This is a genomic window from Paracoccus sp. SSJ (assembly GCF_030234105.1).
Taxonomy (GTDB): Bacteria; Pseudomonadota; Alphaproteobacteria; order Rhodobacterales; family Rhodobacteraceae; genus Paracoccus; species Paracoccus denitrificans.
The window spans coordinates 117,617-139,228 of the sequence record NZ_JASSPE010000003.1 but is presented as its reverse complement, the minus strand read 5'-3'; the positions used below and the strand labels follow the sequence as shown (position 1 = coordinate 139,228).

At 67.1% G+C, this 21,612-nt stretch carries 21 protein-coding genes; 9 read left to right on the top strand and 12 right to left on the bottom strand.

Annotated elements, in window-relative coordinates; translation table 11 throughout:
• Positions 1-88 precede the first annotated feature (88 nt).
• Complete coding sequence (locus tag QPR87_RS04570) at positions 89-637, top strand: NADPH-dependent FMN reductase (protein ID WP_011750305.1); 549 nt, start codon at positions 89-91, stop codon at positions 635-637.
• Positions 638-699: 62 nt separating this feature from the next.
• Here the strand turns inward: QPR87_RS04570 and rpoD are convergent, their stop codons facing one another.
• The 3 genes from rpoD to QPR87_RS04555 all read right to left on the bottom strand — a co-directional run bounded on the left by rpoD (position 700) and on the right by QPR87_RS04555 (position 5,400).
• The gene (gene rpoD, locus QPR87_RS04565) at positions 700-2,694 is read right to left on the bottom strand and encodes an RNA polymerase sigma factor RpoD (RefSeq protein ID WP_011750306.1); all 1,995 of its coding nucleotides are present in this window, start codon (positions 2,692-2,694) and stop codon (positions 700-702) included.
• 141 nt (positions 2,695-2,835) lie between these two features.
• Positions 2,836-4,776, bottom strand: coding sequence for a DNA primase (gene dnaG, locus QPR87_RS04560; protein WP_011750307.1), 1,941 nt, complete (start codon positions 4,774-4,776; stop codon positions 2,836-2,838).
• 39 nt (positions 4,777-4,815) lie between these two features.
• Positions 4,816-5,400, bottom strand: coding sequence for a TetR/AcrR family transcriptional regulator (locus QPR87_RS04555; RefSeq protein ID WP_011750308.1), 585 nt, complete (start codon positions 5,398-5,400; stop codon positions 4,816-4,818).
• 81 nt (positions 5,401-5,481) lie between these two features.
• On the opposite strand from QPR87_RS04555, the gene QPR87_RS04550 reads away from it, so the two are divergent.
• Together QPR87_RS04550 and QPR87_RS04545 are read left to right on the top strand one after the other, a co-directional pair.
• Complete coding sequence (locus QPR87_RS04550; protein ID WP_230999824.1) at positions 5,482-5,838, top strand: hypothetical protein; 357 nt, start codon at positions 5,482-5,484, stop codon at positions 5,836-5,838.
• Between the two features lie 23 nt (positions 5,839-5,861).
• Complete coding sequence (locus tag QPR87_RS04545) at positions 5,862-7,025, top strand: alpha-hydroxy acid oxidase (RefSeq protein WP_285048566.1); 1,164 nt, start codon at positions 5,862-5,864, stop codon at positions 7,023-7,025.
• Positions 7,026-7,054: 29 nt separating this feature from the next.
• Here the strand turns inward: QPR87_RS04545 and QPR87_RS04540 are convergent, their stop codons facing one another.
• Positions 7,055-8,050, bottom strand: coding sequence for an acyltransferase family protein (locus QPR87_RS04540; RefSeq protein WP_158659254.1), 996 nt, complete (start codon positions 8,048-8,050; stop codon positions 7,055-7,057).
• A gap of 163 nt (positions 8,051-8,213) precedes the next feature.
• Between QPR87_RS04540 and QPR87_RS04535 the strand changes: the two genes are divergently transcribed.
• From QPR87_RS04535 to gluQRS, 3 genes are all read left to right on the top strand, one after another.
• Positions 8,214-8,840: a 50S ribosomal protein L25/general stress protein Ctc gene (locus QPR87_RS04535; RefSeq protein ID WP_011750311.1), complete on the top strand. Its 627-nt coding sequence runs from the start codon at positions 8,214-8,216 to the stop codon at positions 8,838-8,840.
• Positions 8,841-8,955: 115 nt separating this feature from the next.
• Complete coding sequence (trmFO, locus tag QPR87_RS04530) at positions 8,956-10,296, top strand: methylenetetrahydrofolate--tRNA-(uracil(54)-C(5))-methyltransferase (FADH(2)-oxidizing) TrmFO (RefSeq protein WP_285048560.1); 1,341 nt, start codon at positions 8,956-8,958, stop codon at positions 10,294-10,296.
• Entirely contained in the window at positions 10,293-11,138 is an 846-nt protein-coding gene (gene gluQRS / locus QPR87_RS04525) for a tRNA glutamyl-Q(34) synthetase GluQRS (RefSeq protein WP_502921595.1), read from the top strand. The genes trmFO and gluQRS overlap by 4 nt, the downstream gene beginning before the upstream one ends.
• Here gluQRS and hisI read toward each other — a convergent pair.
• Complete coding sequence (gene hisI, locus QPR87_RS04520; protein WP_011750314.1) at positions 11,120-11,485, bottom strand: phosphoribosyl-AMP cyclohydrolase; 366 nt, start codon at positions 11,483-11,485, stop codon at positions 11,120-11,122. The genes gluQRS and hisI overlap by 19 nt on opposite strands.
• A 60-nt stretch (positions 11,486-11,545) precedes the next feature.
• On the opposite strand from hisI, the gene QPR87_RS04515 reads away from it, so the two are divergent.
• Positions 11,546-11,983: an iron-sulfur cluster assembly scaffold protein gene (locus QPR87_RS04515; protein WP_285048554.1), complete on the top strand. Its 438-nt coding sequence runs from the start codon at positions 11,546-11,548 to the stop codon at positions 11,981-11,983.
• A gap of 355 nt (positions 11,984-12,338) precedes the next feature.
• On the opposite strand, the gene recG is transcribed toward QPR87_RS04515, so the two are convergent.
• The 4 genes from recG to sciP all read right to left on the bottom strand — a co-directional run bounded on the left by recG (position 12,339) and on the right by sciP (position 17,967).
• A complete protein-coding gene (gene recG / locus QPR87_RS04510; protein WP_285048553.1) occupies positions 12,339-14,453 on the bottom strand; it encodes an ATP-dependent DNA helicase RecG in 2,115 nt (704 codons plus the stop codon).
• On the bottom strand, positions 14,429-16,726 hold the full coding sequence (gene ligA, locus QPR87_RS04505) for an NAD-dependent DNA ligase LigA (protein WP_285048552.1): 2,298 nt from the start codon (positions 16,724-16,726) through the stop codon (positions 14,429-14,431). Before ligA ends, recG begins: the two co-directional genes overlap by 25 nt.
• Positions 16,727-16,882: 156 nt before the next feature.
• Positions 16,883-17,599, bottom strand: coding sequence for a response regulator transcription factor CtrA (gene ctrA, locus QPR87_RS04500; protein WP_104491026.1), 717 nt, complete (start codon positions 17,597-17,599; stop codon positions 16,883-16,885).
• Between the two features lie 56 nt (positions 17,600-17,655).
• A complete protein-coding gene (sciP, locus tag QPR87_RS04495; protein ID WP_285048550.1) occupies positions 17,656-17,967 on the bottom strand; it encodes a CtrA inhibitor SciP in 312 nt (103 codons plus the stop codon).
• A 165-nt stretch (positions 17,968-18,132) separates the two neighbouring features.
• On the opposite strand from sciP, the gene mnmA reads away from it, so the two are divergent.
• Complete coding sequence (mnmA, locus tag QPR87_RS04490) at positions 18,133-19,302, top strand: tRNA 2-thiouridine(34) synthase MnmA (RefSeq protein WP_285048548.1); 1,170 nt, start codon at positions 18,133-18,135, stop codon at positions 19,300-19,302.
• A 13-nt stretch (positions 19,303-19,315) separates the two neighbouring features.
• On the opposite strand, the gene QPR87_RS04485 is transcribed toward mnmA, so the two are convergent.
• Positions 19,316-19,723 carry a SufE family protein gene (locus tag QPR87_RS04485; RefSeq protein WP_011750333.1) on the bottom strand — a complete coding sequence of 136 codons (408 nt, stop codon included), beginning with the start codon at positions 19,721-19,723 and terminating at the stop codon, positions 19,316-19,318.
• Between the two features lie 191 nt (positions 19,724-19,914).
• On the opposite strand from QPR87_RS04485, the gene QPR87_RS04480 reads away from it, so the two are divergent.
• Positions 19,915-20,361, top strand: a complete 447-nt coding sequence (locus QPR87_RS04480) for a hypothetical protein (protein WP_285048547.1) — start codon at positions 19,915-19,917, stop codon at positions 20,359-20,361.
• Positions 20,362-20,663: 302 nt separating this feature from the next.
• Here QPR87_RS04480 and QPR87_RS04475 read toward each other — a convergent pair whose 3' ends face one another.
• Entirely contained in the window at positions 20,664-21,209 is a 546-nt protein-coding gene (locus tag QPR87_RS04475) for a GNAT family N-acetyltransferase (RefSeq protein ID WP_285048546.1), read from the bottom strand.
• Positions 21,210-21,321: 112 nt separating this feature from the next.
• Positions 21,322-21,594, bottom strand: coding sequence for a 50S ribosomal protein L27 (gene rpmA / locus QPR87_RS04470; protein WP_011750336.1), 273 nt, complete (start codon positions 21,592-21,594; stop codon positions 21,322-21,324).
• Between the last annotated feature and the right edge of the window lie 18 nt (positions 21,595-21,612).

The window sequence follows — 21,612 nt, the reverse complement described above, 5'->3', positions numbered from 1 at the left end:
TTTCCCCCAGAATGCAAGCGCGGCTCCCCTTTCCTTGGCCGGATCGCACCCCTAGCCTGTCGCGGAAAACCGCAAGAGGAGATCAGGCATGGTCAAGACCGTCGCCGTCATGGTGGGATCGCTCCGCAAGGATTCGCTCAATCACAAGCTGATGAAGGTATTGCAGAAACTGGCCGAGGGCCGGCTGGAATTCCACCTGCTGCATATCGGCGACCTGCCGCATTACAACGACGACCTTTGGGCCGATGCCCCCGAATCGGTGCTGCGGCTCAAGGACCGGATCGAGCATTCCGACGCGGTTCTGGCGATCACGCCGGAATACAACCGCAGCTATCCGGGCATGATCAAGAACGCCATCGACTGGGCCACCCGGCCCTATGGCCAGAACTCGTGGAAGGGCAAGCCGGCCGCCGTCATCGGCACATCGCCGGGCGTGATCGGTGCGGCGCTGGCGCAGGCGCGGCTCAAGAACGACCTGCTCCATGTCGGCACGGTGATGATGAGCATGCCCGAAGCCTATATCCAGTGGCACGCCGAAGCCTATGCCGCCGATGGCAGCGTCACCGACGAAAAGACCGCGAAGTTCCTGCAAGGCTTCGTCGACGCCTTCGTGGACTGGATCGAGAAACACGGCTGATCCCGGCCGCAGAATGACAAAGGCCGCGCCCGGAAGCGCGGCCTTTTTGGTCGATCCGGCGGTTACTGATCCAGGAAGGACCGCAGCTTGCGCGACCGGCTGGGATGCTTGAGCTTGCGCAGCGCCTTGGCCTCGATCTGGCGGATGCGCTCGCGCGTCACGCTGAACTGCTGGCCGACCTCTTCCAGCGTGTGATCGGTGTTCATGCCGATGCCGAAGCGCATGCGCAGCACCCGCTCTTCGCGCGGGGTCAGGCTGGCCAGGACGCGCGTGGTGGTCTCCTTCAGGTTTTCCTGAATGGCGCTGTCCAGCGGAAGGACGGCGTTCTTGTCCTCGATGAAATCGCCGAGCTGGCTGTCCTCTTCGTCCCCGATGGGGGTTTCGAGGCTGATCGGCTCCTTGGCGATCTTCATCACCTTGCGGACCTTTTCCAGCGGCATCTGCAGCTTTTCGGCCAGTTCCTCGGGCGTCGGCTCGCGGCCGATCTCGTGCAGCATCTGGCGGCCGGTGCGCACCAGCTTGTTGATCGTCTCGATCATGTGGACCGGGATGCGGATGGTGCGGGCCTGGTCGGCGATCGAGCGCGTGATCGCCTGCCGGATCCACCAGGTCGCATAGGTCGAGAACTTGTAGCCGCGCCGATACTCGAACTTGTCCACGGCCTTCATCAGGCCGATATTGCCTTCCTGAATGAGATCAAGGAATTGCAGGCCCCTGTTCGTGTATTTCTTGGCGATCGAGATCACCAGCCGCAGGTTCGCCTCGACCATTTCCTTCTTGGCCTGGCGCGATTCCTTTTCGCCGCGCTGGACCTGGCTGACGATGCGGCGGAATTCCTCGATATCGACGCCGACATGCTGGCCGACCATGGCCATCTCGGCACGCAGGTTCTCCACCTGGGGGCGGGATTTCTCGAACAGCGCCTGCCAGCCGCGGCCCTTGTTCTGCATCATGCGCTCGACCCAGGTCGGGTCGAGTTCGCTGCCGCGATAGGCGTCGATGAATTCGCGCCGGTTGATGCGCGCGGCGTCGGCCAGCTTCACCACGTTCGAATCGATGGTGACGATACGGCGGTTGATGCCATAGATCTGGTCGACCAGCGCCTCGATGCGGTTGTTGTGCAGGTGCAACTCGTTCACCAGCGCGACGATATGCGAGCGCAGCACCTGATAGGCGCTTTCCTGCGCGGCCGAGAAGGTGCCGTCCTCGTTCAGCGTCGCCGACATGCGGTTGTCCTGCATGTGCGACAGCTCTTCATAGCCCCGTGCGATGGCCTCCAGCGTCTCCAGCACCTTGGGCTTGAGCGAGGCTTCCATGGCGGCCAGCGACAGGTTCTGGCCGTCATCGTCCTCCTCGTCCTCCTCGCGGCCCATCGGGTTGCCGTCGGCGTCGAATTCCTCCTCCTCGCGCGCGGTGCCGGCGGCGCCGGCGGTATTCGCGGCCGGGCGGGTTTCGGTCGGCAGCACCTCCTCTTCCTCGCCGTCCTCGTCCATCGCGCGGCCGAAGGTGGTCTCGAGGTCGATCACGTCGCGCAGCAGGATGTCTTCGTCCAGAAGCTCCTGGCGCCACATGGTGATGGCCTTGAAGGTCAGGGGGCTTTCGCAAAGCCCGGCAATCATGGTGTTGCGGCCGGCCTCGATGCGCTTGGCGATGGCGATCTCGCCCTCGCGGCTCAGCAGCTCGACCGAGCCCATCTCGCGCAGATACATGCGCACCGGGTCGTCGGTGCGGTCCAGCTTTTCCGTTTCGGTGGTGGCGACGGTCAGTTCGCGCGAGGTCGAAGCCGTGGTCGCCAGTTCGCCGCCCGGTTCGGCCTCATCGGCCTCCTCGTCGCTCTCGACCACGCGGATGTCCATTTCCGACAGCATGGACATGACGTCCTCGATCTGGTCGGAACTGACCTGTTCGGGCGGCAGGACGGCATTGAGCTGGTCATAGGTGATGAAGCCACGCTCGCGCCCTTCGGCGATCATGCGCTTGACTGCGGCCTGCGACATGTCCAGCGAAGGATCGTCGTCCTTGGGGTCGGGCTTCTGGTCGTCGTCGTTGGCTGCCATGCTGGCTCCCTTGAAGCGGTGATTCGCGAATCGGCGAATCGGGATCGGCTATCGGCCGCTTCTAGCGCGAATCGCCGGCGATTCAAAGCCTGCGACCCGGCTGCGGCCAAGGTGATTCGGCGCGGGTGATTCGCGCATCCTTCAGCGGCGCGGCTTGCGCCAGATCTCGTTCTTCAGCGCCGCCTCCAGGATGGCCCGATAGGCGTCGCTGTCCTCGCCCAGGTCCGACAGGTCGGCCAGCGAGGGATGGTCGGCCTGTTGCCGGGCACGGGCGGATTGCGCCATGCGCCAGGTCAGGCCCTCGTCGGCCAGCCCCTCGATCTCGGCCTCGGCTCGGGCGATTTCCTCGCGCGCGGAGCGGCGGGACTCGATCCGGTCCAGGGCGTTGGCAAGGATGTCCGCGGCGGCATCGCCGTCATGCGGGCGCAGGATGGCCGGGGCCGCCCTCACATGGGGGTCGGACATGATGCTTTCAAGGGCGCGCTGCCCGGCCTGCGACTGCGTGCCCGACAGGAGGTCGTGGATCAGCGCCGCACGGTCCGCGTCCTGCGGCTCCAGCCGTTCCAGCCGCGATTCGACCGGGGCGATCAGCCCGGGATGGGTGGCGCAGATCGCCAGCACCATGGCCTCGACCAGCGTCTCGGCCTCGTGCTCGCCCGCACCGGGCGAGGAAAGCCGCGAGGCCCGGGTCGGCGCCACCGGCGCCACGGGTTGGAAGCGGGCGCCACCGCCCTGCCATTCGCGTCCCTTCCAGTCGCGGGCGGGTCGCGCGGCCGCGGGCGCATCGCTGCGGCGCCGGTTGCCGAACAGCTCCCATTTCAGGTTGCGCAGCACGGCATGGTAATGGTCGCGGGTGTCCTTGTCGGGGATCTTCGCCACCGCCTCGCCAAGCGCCTTGTCCAGCGCGGCGCGACGCTCGGGGCTGTCGAAGACACGCCCCTCGGTCTCGCGCCGCCACAAGAGATCGACCAGCGGCCGCGCCTCGTCCAGCACCGCCGCCATCGCCCCGGCGCCCCGGGCACGGATCAGGTCGTCCGGGTCCTGCCCCTGCGGAAGGAAGGCAAAGCGCAGCGCCTGCCCCGGCCCGGTCATCGGCAGCGCCAGGTCGATCAGCCGCATCGCGGCACGCAGCCCCGCCTCGTCGCCATCCAGCGCGATCACCGGCTCGGGCGAGATGCGCCACATCAGCCGCAGCTGGTCCTCGGTGATGGCGGTGCCGAGGGGGGCCACCGCGCCTTCGAAGCCGGCGCGGACCAGCGCGATCACGTCCATATAGCCCTCGGCCACGACCAGCGGCCTGCCCTTGGCGACCGCCGCCCGCGCCGGGCCGATATTGTAGAGGTTGCGGCCCTTGTCGAAGAGCGGCGTCTCGGGACTGTTGAGGTATTTCGCCCGTGCGTTCGGGTCCATCGCCCGGCCGCCGAAGGCAATGCAGCGCCCGCGCCCGTCGCGGATCGGAAACGTGATGCGGCCGCGGAAACGGTCGAAGGGCGCGCCGCCATCCTCGGGCTTGGCCGCCAGCCCGGCCTCGACGATCAGCTGCTCGGCGATGCCCTTGGCGCGCAGGGCGTTGAACAGGCCCTGGCGCTGGTCGGGGGCGAAGCCGATGCCGAAGCGTTCGCAGGCGGCATCGTCCAGCCCGCGCCGCGCCAGATAGGCCCGCGCGGCCTCCGCCACGCCCATGCCCAGTTGCATGCGGAACCAGCGCACCGCCTGCTCCATGACATCGACCAGCTCGGTGCGATGGTCGGCGCGCTGCACCTGGCGCGGGTCGCGTTCCGGCATCGGCAGGCCCGCCTCGGCGGCCAGCAGTTCGACGGCCTCGATGAAGCCCAGCCCCTCGGCCTCGCGCAGGAAGGTCAGCGCATCGCCTTTCGCATGGCAGCCGAAGCAGTAGTAAAAGCCCTTCTGGTCGTCGACATGGAAGGAGGGGGTCTTTTCGCCGTGGAAGGGACAGGGCGCCCACCAGTCGCCCTTGGCCTGATTCGAGCGGCGCAGATCCCAGACCACCTTGCGCCCGATCACGCGCGACAAAGGCACGCGGGCACGGATCTCGTCAAGGAATTGCGGCGGCAGGCTCATGCCGCCTTATATCGGATCACGCCGGCCGGTTGCAAAGGGTCATGCGCCGACCGCGCCGCGCACCAGCTCCCAATAGACCTCGACCACCCGTTCCTGGTCCAGGCGCCCGCCCTCGCGATACCAGTTGGTGACGCCGGTCAGCATGGCGATCAGCGCCATGGTGGCCAGCCGCGTGTCGGGCACCGTCATCGTGCCCTCGGCCTCGCCGGCGATCAGGATCACCTCCAGCGCGTCCTCGTAGCGGCGGCGCAGGGCGGCGATCCGGCTGCGGTTGTCCGGCGTCAGGTTGCGCAGTTCCATATAGGACAGGAACACCGCCTCGGGGCGCTCCAGGCTGGTCTGGATGTGAAAGCGCAGGAACGCCTCCAGCCGGTCGAGCGCCGGGCGGGCGGGATCGTCGCGCCAGGCGGCCAGCAGCTCCTCCATATGCACCCGCAGCAGGTCGGCCAGCAGCGCCTGCTTGTCGGGCGTATAGGCGTAGAGCGCGCCGACCTGCACGCCCACCTCGGCCGCGATCTGCCGCATCGAGACCGCCGCATAGCCCTGGCGCGCGAACAGCTTGCGCGCCGTGTCGCGGATCAGCGGTCCGGTGATCTCTGCCCTTGAGCCCTGGGTTCTTGCCATGCCGCCTTCTAGGCGGCGAGCCGCGGCAAGGTAAAGAGCGCATCTTGCCCCCGCCGCCGCCCTGGGCCTATGGTCCGGCGCATGAGGACATTGGGGAACGGCATGGGGCGGATCTGGAGCGCGCTGGCGCTGGCAAGCCTGGCCGCATGCGGCGACACGGCGGGCGACTATCCGGCGCTGATGCCGACCGACCGATTGCTGGCCGAGCCCGCCCTGCCCGGCCATGCCGCCGATGCCGCCCGCGACCCGGCGGCGGTCGGCGGCGCGCTGGATGCCCGCGGGCGCTCCCTTGCCGGCCGCTCCGGCACGGGGCCGGCGGCGCATGACGCCGAATTGCAGCGCCGCGCCGATGCCCTGCGCGCCCGGGCCCGCGCGCTTTCGCAGCAATCCCTGGCCGAGGACTGCCCCGAAGGCAGCACCGACTGCCCGCCGAACTGACCCGCCGAACCGAGGAGAACACCATGCCGGTCATCACCTGCATCGACGACCTGAAGGCGATCTATCGCAGGCGCGTGCCGCGCATGTTCTACGACTACGCCGAAAGCGGCAGCTATACCGAGGGCACCTTCCGCGAGAACTGCACCGATTTCCAGCGCATCAAGCTGCGCCAGCGCGTCGCGGTGGACATGACGGGGCGCACCACCGAAAGCACGATGATCGGGCAAAAGGTCGCAATGCCGGTGGCGCTGGCCCCGGTCGGCATGACCGGCATGCAATGCGCCGATGGCGAGATCAAGGCGGCGCGCGCCGCGAAGGCCTTTGGCGTGCCCTTCACCCTTTCGACCATGTCGATCTGCTCGATCGAGGACGTGGCCGAGGCGGTGCAGGCGCCCTTCTGGTTCCAGCTCTACGTCATGCGCGACCAGGAATTCCTGGAGGCGATCATCGAGCGGGCCAGGCGCGCCAATTGCTCGGCACTGGTGCTGACGCTGGACCTGCAGATCCTGGGCCAGCGCCACAAGGATCTGAAGAACGGGCTGTCGGCGCCGCCGCGGCTGACCCTGCCGGTGCTGCTGGACCTGGCGACGAAATGGCGCTGGGGCATCGAGATGCTGCGCACGAAGCGCCGCCTCTTCGGCAATATCGTCGGCCATGCCAAGGGGGTGGGCGACCCCTCGTCGCTGATCGCCTGGACGGCCGAGCAGTTCGACCCGCAGCTCGACTGGGGCAAGATCGCCCGCATCCGCGACCTCTGGGGCGGCAAGCTGATCCTCAAGGGCATCAACGATCCCGAGGATGCCCGCATGGCCGCGGATTTCGGCGCCGATGCGATCATCGTCAGCAACCATGGCGGCCGGCAGCTGGACGGCGCGGTCAGTTCGATCCGCATGCTGCCCGAGATCGTCAAGGCAGTGGGCGACCGGGTCGAGATCCATCTCGACAGCGGCATCCGCTCGGGCCAGGACGTCTTGAAGGCGCAGGCCATGGGCGCCCATGCCACCCATATCGGCCGAGCCTTCATCTATGGGCTGGGCGCCATGGGCGAGGCCGGCGTGACCCGCGCGCTGGAGGTGATCCAGAAGGAGCTGGACATCACCATGGCGCTGTGCGGCGAGCGCGACGTGAAGGCCCTGGGGCGGCACAACCTGCTGATCCCGCCGGATTTCCTGCAAGCCTGGGCCTGATTCGCGCCAGGCCGCGGCGGCCACGCCACCTAGCGATAGGCGCGCTTGCTGCGCAACGAGGGCAGCAGGCGCGGCAGCAGCCGTTGGAACGCGGCGGCGATCAGCACCGGCACCGTCACGCCGACCAGCACATAGACAAACAGGCTCTTGGCGCCGAAATGGCGCACGACGAAGATCAGGAAGATGTGCAGGAAATAGATGCTCGCCGACCACAGGCTCAGGCTGACCGGCGCCTCGGGCAGTTCCAGCCGCAGGAAGGCCATGAACAGCAGGACGGCGGCGGGATAGGACAGGAACGGCAGTTCGGGCATGCTGAGGATCGACACGCCATAGGCCTGCATGGACATATAGGCCTCGACCAGCCGCAGCGCGAAGAGCCCGGCGATGATCAGCCACAGCGTCCTGGCGGAGGGCAGCGCATCCAGCCCCCGGTCGCGGACAAGCCCAGCCAGCGCGTAGCCGAAGGCAAAGAAGGGAAAGATCACCGTCGCGCCGTTCCTCGAAACGTCGAGGGGCAGGCCCGGCTCATGCAGGAAGGCCCAGAAGGCCAGCCCCGTGCCGAGCAAGGCGCAGACCAGCGCCGCGCCCAGCAGCGGCGCAAGACCCGTCCGCGTCCGCCTGCCCAGCCAAAGGAACGCGATCAGCAGCCCGGCGGCCAGGATCAGCCCGGCGACATACCAAAGATGCATCGTGCCCAGCAGCAGCACCTGCAGCGCGTCGGCCGCCGTGGTGTCGCGATTGACCCAGATCGGCGCGTAAAAGCCGATCCAGAACAGATAGAGCAGGATCAGCCCGCCCAGCCACCTGCCGGCCTTGCCGCGCGAATAGGTGACGAAGAAGCAATAGCCCGACAGGGTCGAGAATGTGGGCACCAGGCTGCGCAAGACGCCGTTGCCCAGCATGTAGCTCCAGGGAACCAGCTGATTCTGTATGAGGATGGAATGGGCCAGCACGACGCCGATCGCCAGCAGAACCTTCAGGTAGTCCAGTGAATGTATGCGGTGCAACTCGAAAAACCCCGGCACGACTTGAATTGCTTTGCTGCGTCTGCGTGCTTCTGGCAAGGGTTTTCGCATCGTAGGCCGGGCTTTTTTCACTTCACATCATCCCGGCGCCGCGCTATAGGCCCGACTTCGGCCATGCACCCTTGGAGGATGGCCGCCATTTTGTAGCACAAGGAAACCAACCATGGCCAAAGAGATCCCTGATCTGGTGGCCGAGGCACGCGCGGGGACAGGCAAGGGGGCCGCCCGCCAAGCTCGCCGCGAAGGCAAGGTGCCCGGCATCGTTTATGGCGACGGCAAAGAGCCGCAGCCGATCCAAATCGAATTCAACTCGCTGCTGACCAAGCTGCGCGCCGGCCGCTTCATGTCCACGCTGTGGAACCTGAAGGTCGAGGGCCAGGACGACGTGCGCGTCGTCTGCCGCGGCGTCCAGCGCGATGTGGTCAAGGACCTGCCGACGCATATCGACTTCATGCGCCTGCACCGCAACACGCGGGTGAACCTGTTCATCCACGTGAACTTCGAGAACCAGGACGAAGCCCCCGGCCTGAAGCGCGGCGGCACGCTGGTCGTGGTGCGCCCCGAGGTCGAGCTGGTCGTGACCGCCTCGGACATCCCCGAGCAGATCACCGTCGACCTGACCGGCAAGCAGATCGGCGACACCATCCACATCAACGACGTGGTGCTGCCGAAGGGCGTGAAGCCGACCATCGACCGCAACTTCGTCATCGCCAATATCGCCGCGCCTTCGGGCCTGCGTTCGGCCGATAACGAAGAGGCTGCTGCCGAAAGCGAAGCCACCGAAGCCTGATCGCGGGCCAGAGGCTGAACGGAATCGGGCGGCACCCCTTGCGGGCGCCGCCCTTTCTCTTGCCGCCATGGCCCGCGATTGCTAGGAGATCGCGCCTGACGCGAAGGGAAAAAGCATGGAACCGATCCATATCATCGGCGCGGGTCTTGCCGGATCCGAGGCCGCCTGGCAGATCGCCCGCGCCGGCGTGCCGGTGGTGCTGCACGAGATGCGGCCACAGGTCGCGACCTTCGCCCATCGCACCGGCGATTGCGCCGAAATGGTCTGCTCGAACAGCTTCCGCTCGGACGACGACCGCATGAATGCCGTGGGGCAGCTGCATTGGGAGATGCGGGCGGCGGGCGGGCTGATCATGGCCATGGCCGACCGCCATCGCCTGCCCGCCGGCGGCGCGCTGGCGGTCGACCGCGACGCCTTTTCGCAGGCCGTGACCCAGGCGCTGCAAGCCGAACCGCTGGTCAGCTTCCAGCCGGGCGAGATCAGCGACCTGCCTTCCGAAGGGCGCTGGATCGTCGCCACCGGGCCGCTGACCTCCGAGGCGCTCGGGAGGTCGATCCGCAGCCTGACCGGCGAGGGCTCGCTCGCCTTCTTCGACGCCATCGCCCCCATCGTCCATGCCGAAAGCATCGACATGTCGATCTGCTGGCGCCAAAGCCGCTACGACAAGGGCGAGACCGAGGAAGAGCGCACCGCCTATATCAACTGCCCGATGACCCGCGAGGATTACGAGGGCTTCATCGACGCCCTGCTCGCCGCCGACAAGACCGAGTTCCACGAGGGCGAGACCGCCGGCTATTTCGACGGCTGCCTGCCGATCGAGGTCATGGCCGAACGCGGCCGCGAGACGCTGCGCCACGGGCCGATGAAGCCGGTCGGCCTGACCAACGCCCATAACCCGGCCGAAAAGCCCTACGCCGTGGTGCAGCTGCGTCGCGACAATGCGCTGGGGACGCTCTACAATATCGTCGGCTTCCAGACCAAGATGAAATATGGTGCGCAAGTAGATGTTTTCCGGCGCATTCCCGGCCTGCAGGATGCCAGTTTTGCCCGGCTCGGCGGCATCCACCGCAATACGTTCCTGAATTCGCCGCGGCTGATCGACGACCGGCTGCGGTTGCGCGCACGGCCGCATCTGCGCTTTGCCGGCCAGGTGACAGGGGTCGAAGGCTATGTCGAATCCGCGGCCATGGGCCTGCTCGCCGGGCGCATGGCCGCGGCCGAGGCGCTGGGGCGCGACCTGCCCCCACCGCCCGCCACCACCTCGATGGGCGCGCTGGTCAGCCACATCACCGGCGGCGCCGACGCGAAGACCTTCCAGCCGATGAACGTGAATTTCGGCCTCTACCCGCCTCTGGACACGATGCGCGGCGGCCGGAAAGGGCGCAAGGACCGCTACCCGGCCTATACGGACCGAGCGAAAGCCGATTTTCAGCAATGGCTTGCGGGGGAAAGTTGAACCGGACCCGGTTTGCCCCCTCGCCGACCGGCCCCCTGCATCTGGGCCATGCCTTCGCGGCCCTGACCGCGGCACGCCTTGCCGATCCCGGCCAGTTCCTGCTGCGCATCGAGGATATCGACCAAAGCCGCTGCCGCCCGGAATACGAGGCGCTGATCGCCCAGGACCTGCGCTGGCTGGGCCTCGACTGGCCGCAGCCGGTCATGCGCCAGTCCGAACGCCTGCCCGCCTATCAAGCGGCCCTCGACCGGCTCGCGGCGCTTGGCCTGACCTATCCCTGCCGCTGCCGCCGCGCCGATATTCGTGCCGCGCTTTCCGCCCCGCAAGAAGGCGCGGCGCCGGTGATCGGCCCGGACGGCCCGGTCTATCCAGGCACCTGCCGCCATCGCCGCATGGCGGATGCCGGGCCGGATGACGCCATCCGCCTGAATGCCGCGCGGGCGCTTGACCATCTCGGGCTCGACGAGGTCGCATTTCATGACGAAAACGTAACCCCCGGCCTGCCGCATCGACTTTCGGCACGGGATTTCGTCGCTGGCGTCGGCGATATCGTGCTGGCGCGTCGCGGCATGGGCACCAGCTATCACCTCTCGGTGGTGGTGGACGATGCCGACCAAGGCATCACGCTGGTTACGCGCGGGAAAGATCTTCTGGATTCAACATGGATCCATATCATTCTTCAGAACCTGCTGGAACTTCCGGCGCCGCGCTATCACCATCACCGCCTGATCCGGGACGAGCATGGCAAGCGCCTTGCCAAGCGCGACGACGCCCGGGCACTGAGGCTTTTCCGCGACGAAGGTGCCAGCGCCGCGGAAATCCGTCAGGCACTGGGGTTCTGAGGCGCCATGATGACGACCTCCTGCCCCTCGCGAATGGCGGTATAGAAACAGCTGCGCCGGTTGGTGTGGCAGGCCGGCCCGGTCTGGTCCACCAGCAGCAGCAGACAGTCGCGGTCGCAATCCACCCGCAACTCGACCAGCTTCTGGACATGGCCCGAACTCTCGCCCTTGACCCAGAAACCCTGGCGCGAGCGCGACCAGTAGGTAACCCGTCCGCTATCCAGCGTCTGCCGCACGGCTTCGGCATTCATCCAGGCCATCATCAGCACCTCGCCGCTCTGATGATCCTGCGCGATCGCGGGAATCAGGCCGTTCGCGTCATATTTCAGGCTTGCGGTGTCGAACATCGGCTTTCCTTTCGGGCTTGCCGCACCTATCTAGACCCGACGGCAGCAAGGGAAAAGACCATGTCCGACAGCGACCTGATGCAGCTTTATTCGCGGCGCATCCTGGCGCTGGCCTCGGACATCCCGCATCTGGGCAAGCTGGGCCATGCGACGGGCAGCGCGCATCGCCGCTCGCCGCAATGCGGCTCCTCGGTCACGGCGCATGTGGCGATGCGGGACGGCCATATCGCGGATTTCGCGCAAGAGGTGCGGGCCTGCGCCCTGGGCCAGGCCTCGGCCGGAGTGCTGGGCCGCACCGCGCTTGGCCGCTCGCGCGACGAGATCGCAAAGGCCCGCGACGAATTGCAGGCCATGCTGAAATCGGACGGCCCCACCCCCACCGCGCCTTTCGACGAACTGGAAGCTCTGCTGCCCGCCCGCGAGTTCCCCAACCGCCATGCCTCGATCCTGCTGGCTTGGGAGGCGCTGCTGGGCGCGATCGACGCCTCGCCGGCCTGATCGCTTCTCTGTTCTCCAAATACTCCCCCGCCGGAGGCGCCTGCCGGCGCAACCGGCACATGCGCTCGAGAAAAGAAAAGCCGGCCCAAACGGGCCGGCAGTTGCGCGCATGATCGTCCGGGGGAAGGTTTCGGCCCCAGGCGAAGGGCCGTCGATTGCGCGGGGCAGTGAGGGGTCAGGCTGCCAGGATGGACGGCAGCGAAAACAGGATGATCGCGGTCACCGAAATCGCGACGGTGCCAAGCAGGTCAGAGAGGGATTCGCGGGTCATGAGGTCTCTCCACGGGTTGTTTATGATTTGTTCTCACGACTCGCGAACAAAGTAAAGAACTTTTTAAGAACATCGTACGAACATCTATCCGGCGGTGATCAGCCGGATGGCGCGGTCCTGCTCCATCAGCCACAAGAGCAGCCGCACGGCCTGACCGCGCTCGCTCTCCATGGCCGGGTCGCGCTCCAGGAAGCTTTGCGCATCCTTGCGTGCCAGCGCCATCAGCCCGGCCTGGCGTTCCAGGTCGGCGATGCGGAATCGCGGCAGGCCCGATTGCGCCGTGCCGATCACGTCGCCCGCGCCGCGCATCGCCAGGTCTTCCTCGGCGATACGGAAACCGTCCTCGGTCTCGCGCAGGATCGTCAGCCGCCGCCGTCCGGTTTCCGACAGCGGCTCGTGATACATCAGCAGGCAGCTCGACGCGCCCGAGCCGCGACCGACCCTGCCGCGCAACTGGTGCAATTGCGCCAGCCCGAAGCTTTCCGCCCGCTCGATCACCATGATCGTCGCCTCGGGCACGTCCACGCCGACCTCGATCACCGTGGTCGCGACCAGGATGCCGGCGCGGCCTGCGGCGAAATCCGCCATGGCCGCGTCGCGCTCGTCGGCGGGCATCTGGCCGTGGACAAGCCGCACCTGATCGCCGAATCGCGCCCGCAGTTCCTGGAAACGCGCCTCGGCGGCGGTCAGGTCGACGGCCTCGCTTTCCTCGACCAGCGGGCAGACCCAGTAGGCCCGCGCCCCGCCGTCCAGCGCGCGGGCCAGATGATCCACCACCTCGCCCATTCGCGCGTCCGAGATCACCGTGGTGCGGATGGGTTGCCGCCCGGCGGGCTTTTCATCCAGCACCGACAGGTCCATGTCGCCGAATTGCGCCAAAGCCAGCGAGCGCGGGATCGGCGTCGCCGTCATCACCAGCATGTCGGGCGGCTGATGCCCCCCCTTGGTGCCCAGTTCCATGCGCTGGTTGACGCCGAAACGGTGCTGCTCGTCCACGATGGCCAGTCGCAGGTCGTGGAACTCGACCGATTTCTGGATCACCGCATGGGTACCGACCAGGATGTCGATCCGCCCCTCGGCCAGGTCGGTCAGGATATTGGCGCGGGCATCGCCCTTGTCGCGGCCCGTCAGTGCCTCCAGCCGGATGCCGGCAAGCCGCGCCAGCGGTTCCAGCGCACGGAAATGCTGGCGGGCGAGGATCTCGGTCGGGGCCATCAGCACGCCCTGCCCCCCCGCCTCGACCGCGACCAGCAGCGCGAGAAAGGCGACCAGCGTCTTGCCGGCGCCGACATCGCCTTGCAGCAATCGGTTCATCCGCCGCGGGGAGGCCATGTCGGCGGCGATCTCGTCGACCGCGCGGCGCTGCGCCCCGGTCGGCGGCCAGGGCAACCCTGCCAGCACCTTTTCGCGCAGATGTCCGTCGCCCTGCGTGGCCAGCCCCGCCTGCCGTCGCCGGTCGCGACGCAACAGCGCCAGCGTCATCTGATGCGCGAAAAGCTCGTCATAGGCCAGCCGGGCGCGCGCCGGATCGGTCGGCGACAGACCCGCCGGCCCCTCGGGCGCATGGGCACGAACCAGCGCCGTCTGCCAGTCCGGCCAGCCCTCGCGCGCGACAAGCGCGGGGTCGATCCACTCCGCCGCCTGCGGCAGCCGCGTCATTGCCGCCTGCACCGCCTTTTGCACCACGCCCTGCGTCAGCCGGCCCGAGAGCGGATAGACCGGCTCGAAATCCGGCGGCGGGTCGGAGCCCTCGGCGCCGATATGGTCGGGATGCACCATCTGCGCCATGCCGTCGAAAAGCTCGATCTTGCCGGAAACCAGCCGCCGCGCGCCCGCAGGCAACTGGCTTTCGATCCAGTCCTTGCGCGGATGGAAGAAGACCAGCAGCAGATCGGCGCTGCCATCCGAGCAATGCACGCGCCAGGGCCGGCCCTTGGCGGTGGGCGGGCTGTGACGCTGGACGGTGATCGTCACGGTGACGATTTCGGGCGGATCGGCCTCGGCCAGCCGGGCGATGCGGCGGCGGCGGATGCCGGAATGCGGCAAGGTCAGGACCAGGTCGCGCAGCCGCATCACGCCCATCTGGGCAAAGGCTTCGGCCGCGCGCGGGCCGACGCCCGGCAGCGTCTCGACGCCCGCGAACAGCGGGAACAGCGCCGGCGGGCGGCCCGGCGTCACCCCTGGGCGATCGCCAGCCATTCGTCCTCGTCGATGACCTTGATGCCGAGTTCGGCAGCCTTCTTCGCCTTCGACCCGGCCCCCGGCCCGGCGATCAGCAGATCGGTCTTGGCCGAGACCGAGCCCGCGACATGGGCGCCAAGCGCCTCGGCCCGTGCCTTGGCCTCGGCCCGGGTCATCTTTTCCAGCGTGCCGGTAAAGACCAGCGTCTTGCCGGCAATGGCGCTGTCGGTGGCGCGCGCTTCGGGCGGCAGCACGGTCAGAAAGGACACCAGCCGGTCGATCGCCGCCCGCTCGCGCTCATTGGCAAAGGCGTCCGACAGCGACATGGCCAGCACCGGGCCGATGCCGTCGGCGGCGATCAGGCCCGTCCAGGCAGCGGTGGCCTCGGGCGACAGATCGACCTGCGCCAAGGCTGCGGCGCGGGCCTCCGAGGGACGGGCACGGCGCCCCTCGGCCCGGGCGGCCTCGCGCTCGGCCAGCGCGGCATCCTCGGCAACCCGATGCGCCAGCGCCGCCGGGCGAGCGGTGTCGAGCGCGATCTCCAGCGCCTCCCAGCTGCCGTAATGGCGGGCAAGATCCTGGGCGGCAACCTCGCCGACATGGCGGATGCCAAGCGCGAAAAGCAGCCGCGCCAGCGGGATCTCTCGGCGCTTCTCGATGGCCTGGAACAGGCTTGCGGCACTTTTCTCGCCCCAGCCCTCGCGGTTCTTCAACTGCGTCAGTTGGCCGGGGCCGTAACGGTCCTGCAAGGTGAAGATGTCGGCGGGTTCGGCGATCCAGCCGTCGCGGAACAGTTCCTCGACCAGCTTGGCGCCCAGCCCCTCGATGTCGAAGGCGGCGCGCGAGACGAAATGGCGCAGCTTCTCGACCGCCTGCGCCGGGCAGATCAGCCCGCCGGTGCAGCGGCGGACCGAATCGCCCTCTTCCCGAATGGCGGGAGAGCCGCATTCCGGGCAGGTGGTCGGGAAGGCATAGGGCTCGGCTTCGGAGGGGCGCTTGGCCAGGTCGACATCGGCAACCTTGGGGATCACGTCGCCGGCGCGATAGACCTCGACCCAGTCGCCGATGCGGATGTCCTTGCCGCCGCGGATCTCGCTGCCATCGGCGCCGCGGCCGGCGATATAATCCTCGTTGTGCAAGGTGGCGTTCGAGACGACGACGCCACCCACCGTCACCGGATGCAGCCGCGCCACCGGGCTCAGCGCGCCGGTGCGGCCGACCTGGATATCGATGGCTTCCAGCCGGGTCCAGGCGCGCTCGGCCGGGAATTTATGCGCAAGCGCCCATCGCGGCGTGGTCGAGCGCATGCCCAGCCGCGCCTGATAGGCCAGGTCGTTGACCTTGTAGACGACGCCGTCGATGTCATAGCCCAGCGTGGCGCGCATCTGCTCGATCTCGGCCCATGCCGACAGCATCTCGGACACCGAGGCGCAGATCCGCGTCAACGGATTGGTCCGGAAGCCGAATGCCTGCATCCGCCGCACCGCCTCCATCTGCGTGCCGGCGAAGGACGCGCTGACCTCGCCCCAGGCATAAGCGAAGAAGCGCAGCGGCCGCGCCGCCGTCACCGACGGGTCGAGCTGGCGCAGGGAACCCGCCGCCGCGTTGCGCGGATTGGCGAAGACGCGGCCGGTCTCGGATTGGTTCAGCTTTTCGAAATCCTCGTGCGACATGTAGCATTCGCCGCGAATCTCCAGCACCTCGGGATAGCCGTCGCCGGAAAGTTGCCCGGGAATATCGGCGATGGTGCGGGCATTGGCGGTCACGTTCTCGCCCACCGCGCCGTCGCCCCGGGTCGCGGCCTGGACCAGCCGCCCGCCTTCATAGCGCAAGGACAGCGACAGCCCGTCGATCTTCGGCTCGGCCGTGACCTCCAGCGGCGCACCGGATGCGAGGTTCAGGAATGAGCGCACCCGCTGAACGAAGGCTTCGACATCGCCCTGGGAAAAGCCGTTTTCCAGCGACAGCATCGGCAGGCGATGCGGCACCTTGGCAAAGCGCGTGTCGGGCGCGGCGCCGACCTGCGCCGTCGGGCTGCCGGAATGGGCGAGGTCGGGAAACCGCGCCTCGATCTCCTCGAGCCGGCGCTTGCTGGCGTCGTATTCCGCATCGCTGATGAAGGGCGCATCTTCCTGGTAATAGGCCAGGTTCGCCTGCGCCACCTCCTCGCTCAGCCGGGCGTGCTCGGCCTCGGCCGCCTTGGCGTCCAGACTGGAGACGGGCGGCAAGGCCATCGGCGGCGGCGCCCCCTCTGCTGCCGGAACCGCCCGATCCTCGTCATCTCCGGCCATCTGCCCTCCGCCTTCTGCCGGCCCTGTGGGCCGTGATCTGCGCAGCAGGTGATACCGGGGCAAAGGCCGGGTTGTCCAGCGCCCGGCCCCCTTTCCCATCGCCCTTCCTCCGGCCCCGCCTGGCCGGTCATCCTTGGACTAGCCCCCTGGGTCCGGTCAGGCGCGCAAGGCCATGCGTTCGGCGTTCTGCACCTCGGAGGCGGGATCGCGCAGGACATAGCCCCTGCCCCAGACCGTCTCGATATGGCTTTCACCATTCATCGCCGCCGCCAGTTTCTTGCGCAGCTTGCAGACGAAGACGTCGATGATCTTCAGTTCGGGCTCGTCCATGCCGCCATAAAGATGGTTCAGGAACATCTCCTTGGTCAGCGTCGTGCCCTTGCGCAGGCTGAGGAGTTCCAGGATCTGGTATTCCTTGCCGGTCAGGTTGACCGCGCGTCCGCCCACCTCGACCGAACGCGCGTCCAGGTTCACCACCATCTCGCCGGTCCGGATCACCGACTGGCTGTGACCCTTGGAACGCCGGATGATGGCCTGGATGCGGGCGACCAGCTCATCGCGGTTGAAGGGCTTGGTCATGTAGTCGTCGGCACCGAAGCCGAAACCGCGCAGCTTGCTTTCGGTATCGTCCGAGCCGGTCAGGATCAGGATCGGCGTATCGATGCGCGACATACGGATCTGGCGCAAGACCTCCATCCCGTGCATGTCGGGCAGGTCCAGGTCCAGCAGGATCAGGTCGTAGTCGTAGAGCTTGGCAAGGTCGATGCCTTCCTCGCCCATATCGGTGCGATAAACATTATAACTCGCATTCGTCAGCATCAGTTCGATGCTGCGCGCCGTGGTCGGATCGTCCTCGACCAGAAGGATTCTCATATCATTTCCTCTTGCTAACCAGGCTACCGGCAAAACTATTCCGCAAAAGGTTAATATCACGTTACCGGTTTATTTATCAAATTTGTCTCAATCTTAGGTTGTCTGAATTTTTGCAGCTGCGTGATTTTCAGCGCATTGCGGCCATGCCGGCGAAAGGCGCTGGCCCAGGCGTCGAACTCCTCCTCGGTCAGGCCATAGCGGCGAATCGCCTCGTCCCGGGCCAGAAGGCCATGATGCACGGCATCGACGACCGCGGCCTTGCGGCTGGCCACCCAGCGCGTCTGCGGTTCGGGCAGGTCGGCCCGGGTCAGGATGCTGCCATCGGGCAGGGTCACGATGCGCGGACCGGGGGTTTTCTTCAAAAACATCGGCAAGTCCCTGTTCTTCCTGCCTCCTTATGTCGGGAAGTTCTTAATCCGAGGTGAAGTCGCGCAGCGTTTTCCGCCCCCTGCCCTTGAGAATGGCTGGATTTTACCTATAAATGTCATGAACTGCGGGGCCAAAGCAGCGCGCGCCCGCGATAAGGACGATCCATGACAGCGCCAAGCCTTTCTCTGCGCCATGCCGCGCCAGCTTCGACCGTCAATTCGCTGGGCTTTCCCAAGCCGCCGGCGCAGACGCGCGTGGTCGTCGCGATGTCGGGGGGCGTGGACAGCTCGGTCGTCGCCGCGATGCTGGCCGCGCAGGGCTACGACGTGATCGGCGTGACCTTGCAGCTTTACGACCACGGTGCGGCGCTGGCAAAAAAGGGGGCATGCTGCGCCGGGCAGGACATCCACGACGCGCGCCGCGTGGCCGAACGCATCGGTTTCCCGCATTACGTCCTGGATTACGAGAACAAGTTCCGCGAATCGGTGATCGAGGAATTCGCAGACGCCTATCTGGCCGGCGCCACCCCGGTGCCCTGCATCCGCTGCAACGAGCGGGTGAAGTTCCGCGACCTGTTGCAGACCGCGCGCGAGCTCGATGCCGATTGCATGGCGACCGGGCATTACATCCGCCGCCTCATGGGTCCGAAGGGCGCCGAGTTGCACATGGCCGCCGACCCGGCCCGGGACCAAAGCTATTTCCTGTTCTCGACCACGCAGGAGCAGCTGGATTTCCTGCGTTTCCCGCTGGGGGGGCTGGCCAGCAAGGCCGAAACCCGGGCGCTGGCGGCGCAATACGGGCTTGCGGTCGCCGACAAGCCCGACAGCCAGGATATCTGCTTCGTGCCGAACGGCGATTATGCCAGCGTGATCGAGAAGCTGCGCCCCGGCGCCGCCGATCCGGGCGAGATCGTGGACATGGACGGCAATGTGCTGGGCAGCCATCGCGGCGTGATCCATTACACCATCGGCCAGCGCCGCGGCCTTGGCATCGGCGGCCTGGGCGATCCGCTCTATGTCGTGCGGCTGGAGCCCGATACCCGGCGCGTCGTCGTCGGCCCCAAGCAGGCGCTGGCGACGAAGATCGTGCCGGTGACCGAGGTCAACTGGCTGGGCGACGAGCCCTTCGAGGACGAGATCGCCGTCACCGCCCGTATCCGCTCGACCCACCCGCCGCGCCCTGCCATCCTGCGCGTGACCGGCAAGCACCGGGCCGAGATCGAGCTGCTGGACCCGGAGGAAGGCGTCAGCCCCGGCCAGGCCTGCGTGTTCTATGCCACCGAAGGCAGCCGCGTGTTGGGCGGCGGCTGGATCTCGCACCGGCGCGGCGGCTGATCCCGGCCGAGGTTCAGGCCGCCGCAGCCAGCAGGCGGATGCGCTCGACCATGGCTCGCAAGCCGTTCGAGCGTTGCGCCGAAAGATGTTCCTCCAGCCCCAGCCGGCCAAGCTCGGCGCTGGCATCGATCGCCGCGACCTCGCGGACCGGCACGCCGGAATAAAGCGCATGCAGGATGGCGATCAGCCCCCGCACGATCAGCGCGTCGCTGTCGCCCTGGAAGTCGAAGTGCCCGCTCTCGATCCGGGGCATGATCCAGACCTGGCTGGCACAGCCCTCGACCTTGGTGGCGGGCACCTGCAGGGACGGGTCCATCGGCGGCATCGCCTTGCCCAGCTCGATGACATGGCGGTAACGCTCCTCCCAATCCTCCAGGAAATCGAAGGTCTCGGCGATGTCTTCAAAGGCGGGCGTGGCCATCGGGGCTTCCTCTTGCGGCGGGCGAACTTGGCATAGCGCGATGGGGCCGCAAGGTCAAAGAGGCTTTCGCGCCCGCCCGACTTGTCCTATCACTGCGGCAAAGACTTGGGAAAACGGGGGCAGGCTTCATGCGGTCAGGAACCTTGGGCACTCTTGCCTGTGCGATGCTTGTGTTGGCCGGCTGCGGTCGCATGGGGGACAGCAGCTGGAACCCGTTCCGCTGGTTCGGCGGCGCGCCGGCGCAGCAGCAGACGCTGGAGCCGCAGGGCGGCTATCCGACCACGGTCCAGGATGGACGCCTGCCGCTGACCCAGGTCACAGGCGCGAAATGGGAGCCGCTCTACGAAGGGCGAATGCTGGTCGTGACCGGGCTTGCCCGCAGCAAGGGCTGGTGGGATGTCGCACTGGTGACCGAGGTGCCCATGCCGAGGGGACGGATCCGCCCAGACGCAAACGGCGTGCTGCGCCTGCGCCTGGTCGGCAAGCCGCCGCTGCCCGACACCTTCGCCGCCGCCAATCCGCCGCACCCCGCCAGCGATACGGTGACGGTCGCGCTGACCATTCCCAACGCCGCCCTGGCGGATCTGCGCGAGGTGGTGATCACCAGCGCCGGCAATGCCATCACGCTGCGCCGCTGACGCTGGGCGGTCGTGGCCCGGCAGCGCCATGGACTGCCAGCGCTGCATTCGGTGGCATGGTTGCGATATGAGTATTTGGAGAACGAAGAAGACCGCCGTAGTGCGATGATCTTCTTCGTTCCTGAAATACTCATGGCGACAGGGACGCAGCACCACTCGCCAACAGATCATCGGGCCATTGAAGCAAGGCCGCGATGCGCGCCATCCTTGCCCGGTGACAAGGCACGACATCGCTGCGGCCACGAAAAAGGCTCGCATGGTAACCATGCGAGCCTTTCGGAGTGCCGGCAATCGCGGACCAGTCAGGCCATCTTGCGCAGATAGGTCCAGGTTGGCACGCGGGCCTCACGCGCCACCGACCAGCTTTCCGCATCGCCGAGATATTCGAAGCCGCAATTGGTGAGCACCCGGGCCGAGCCGGGATTGTCCTGGAACGCCTCGGCGAACAGCGTGCGCGAACCGTGCGGATTGGCTTCGACCAGGGCCGAGACCGCCTCGGTCGCGAAACCGGTGTTCCAGAACCCAGCCCCGATCCAGAAGCCGAGTTCGGACTGTTCCTTGTCGATCCGCGTCAGCGAGACCACGCCCAGGACCTCGGCAAGCTTGTTGGCCGAGCCGTCGATGGCCCAGACATCCTCGTCCCGGTCATCCGACATGGCGCGGCGGACATAGGCTTCGGATGCACCGGGCGGCAAGGGGTGCGGGATCGAACGGGTTCCCTCGGCCACGCGTCGATCGGCGGTGTAATGCGCGATGAGCCCGGCATCCGATGCCCGAAGCGGGCGCAGGACGAAGCGCTCGGTCACGATCTCGATCTGCCGTGCGTCCGAGGAAATCAATTCGTTCATGTCGCTATTCTCCCCCAATTACTCGCAATCATATGGGTGCGCTTACCGAAAACACGAAGGGGACCGGCCTTGCCGATCCCCTTTTTTATAGCACCCGAGTGTTGAAATCGGCTTACTCGGCAGCCTCGAGATTGGCAGGAAGCACGGAAATGTAGGTGCGGCCCTTGAGGCCCTTCTTGAAGGTCACATGGCCGTCGGTCAGGGCGAACAGGGTATGGTCGCGGCCCATGCCGACGTTCTGGCCCGGCCACCAGGTGGTGCCGCGCTGACGCACGATGATATTGCCGGCGACGGCCAGCTGGCCGCCATAGAGTTTCACGCCGAGACGACGACCGGCCGAATCGCGGCCGTTGCGGGACGAACCGCCTGCTTTCTTATGTGCCATGGCTCAGTCTCCTTCTGC

Excerpts from the sequence above, each read along its gene's own strand:
- QPR87_RS04570 (WP_011750305.1), top strand. The coding sequence starts at position 89 with ATGGTCAAGACCGTCGCCGTCATGGTGGGATCGCTCCGCAAGGATTCG.
- rpoD (WP_011750306.1), bottom strand. The coding sequence starts at position 2,694 with ATGGCAGCCAACGACGACGACCAGAAGCCCGACCCCAAGGACGACGAT.
- dnaG (WP_011750307.1), bottom strand. The coding sequence starts at position 4,776 with ATGAGCCTGCCGCCGCAATTCCTTGACGAGATCCGTGCCCGCGTGCCT.
- QPR87_RS04555 (WP_011750308.1), bottom strand. The coding sequence starts at position 5,400 with ATGGCAAGAACCCAGGGCTCAAGGGCAGAGATCACCGGACCGCTGATC.
- QPR87_RS04550 (WP_230999824.1), top strand. The coding sequence starts at position 5,482 with ATGAGGACATTGGGGAACGGCATGGGGCGGATCTGGAGCGCGCTGGCG.
- QPR87_RS04545 (WP_285048566.1), top strand. The coding sequence starts at position 5,862 with ATGCCGGTCATCACCTGCATCGACGACCTGAAGGCGATCTATCGCAGG.
- QPR87_RS04535 (WP_011750311.1), top strand. The coding sequence starts at position 8,214 with ATGGCCAAAGAGATCCCTGATCTGGTGGCCGAGGCACGCGCGGGGACA.
- trmFO (WP_285048560.1), top strand. The coding sequence starts at position 8,956 with ATGGAACCGATCCATATCATCGGCGCGGGTCTTGCCGGATCCGAGGCC.
- hisI (WP_011750314.1), bottom strand. The coding sequence starts at position 11,485 with ATGTTCGACACCGCAAGCCTGAAATATGACGCGAACGGCCTGATTCCC.
- QPR87_RS04515 (WP_285048554.1), top strand. The coding sequence starts at position 11,546 with ATGTCCGACAGCGACCTGATGCAGCTTTATTCGCGGCGCATCCTGGCG.
- recG (WP_285048553.1), bottom strand. The coding sequence starts at position 14,453 with ATGGCTGGCGATCGCCCAGGGGTGACGCCGGGCCGCCCGCCGGCGCTG.
- ligA (WP_285048552.1), bottom strand. The coding sequence starts at position 16,726 with ATGGCCGGAGATGACGAGGATCGGGCGGTTCCGGCAGCAGAGGGGGCG.
- ctrA (WP_104491026.1), bottom strand. The coding sequence starts at position 17,599 with ATGAGAATCCTTCTGGTCGAGGACGATCCGACCACGGCGCGCAGCATC.
- sciP (WP_285048550.1), bottom strand. The coding sequence starts at position 17,967 with ATGTTTTTGAAGAAAACCCCCGGTCCGCGCATCGTGACCCTGCCCGAT.
- mnmA (WP_285048548.1), top strand. The coding sequence starts at position 18,133 with ATGACAGCGCCAAGCCTTTCTCTGCGCCATGCCGCGCCAGCTTCGACC.
- QPR87_RS04485 (WP_011750333.1), bottom strand. The coding sequence starts at position 19,723 with ATGGCCACGCCCGCCTTTGAAGACATCGCCGAGACCTTCGATTTCCTG.
- QPR87_RS04480 (WP_285048547.1), top strand. The coding sequence starts at position 19,915 with ATGGGGGACAGCAGCTGGAACCCGTTCCGCTGGTTCGGCGGCGCGCCG.
- QPR87_RS04475 (WP_285048546.1), bottom strand. The coding sequence starts at position 21,209 with ATGAACGAATTGATTTCCTCGGACGCACGGCAGATCGAGATCGTGACC.
- rpmA (WP_011750336.1), bottom strand. The coding sequence starts at position 21,594 with ATGGCACATAAGAAAGCAGGCGGTTCGTCCCGCAACGGCCGCGATTCG.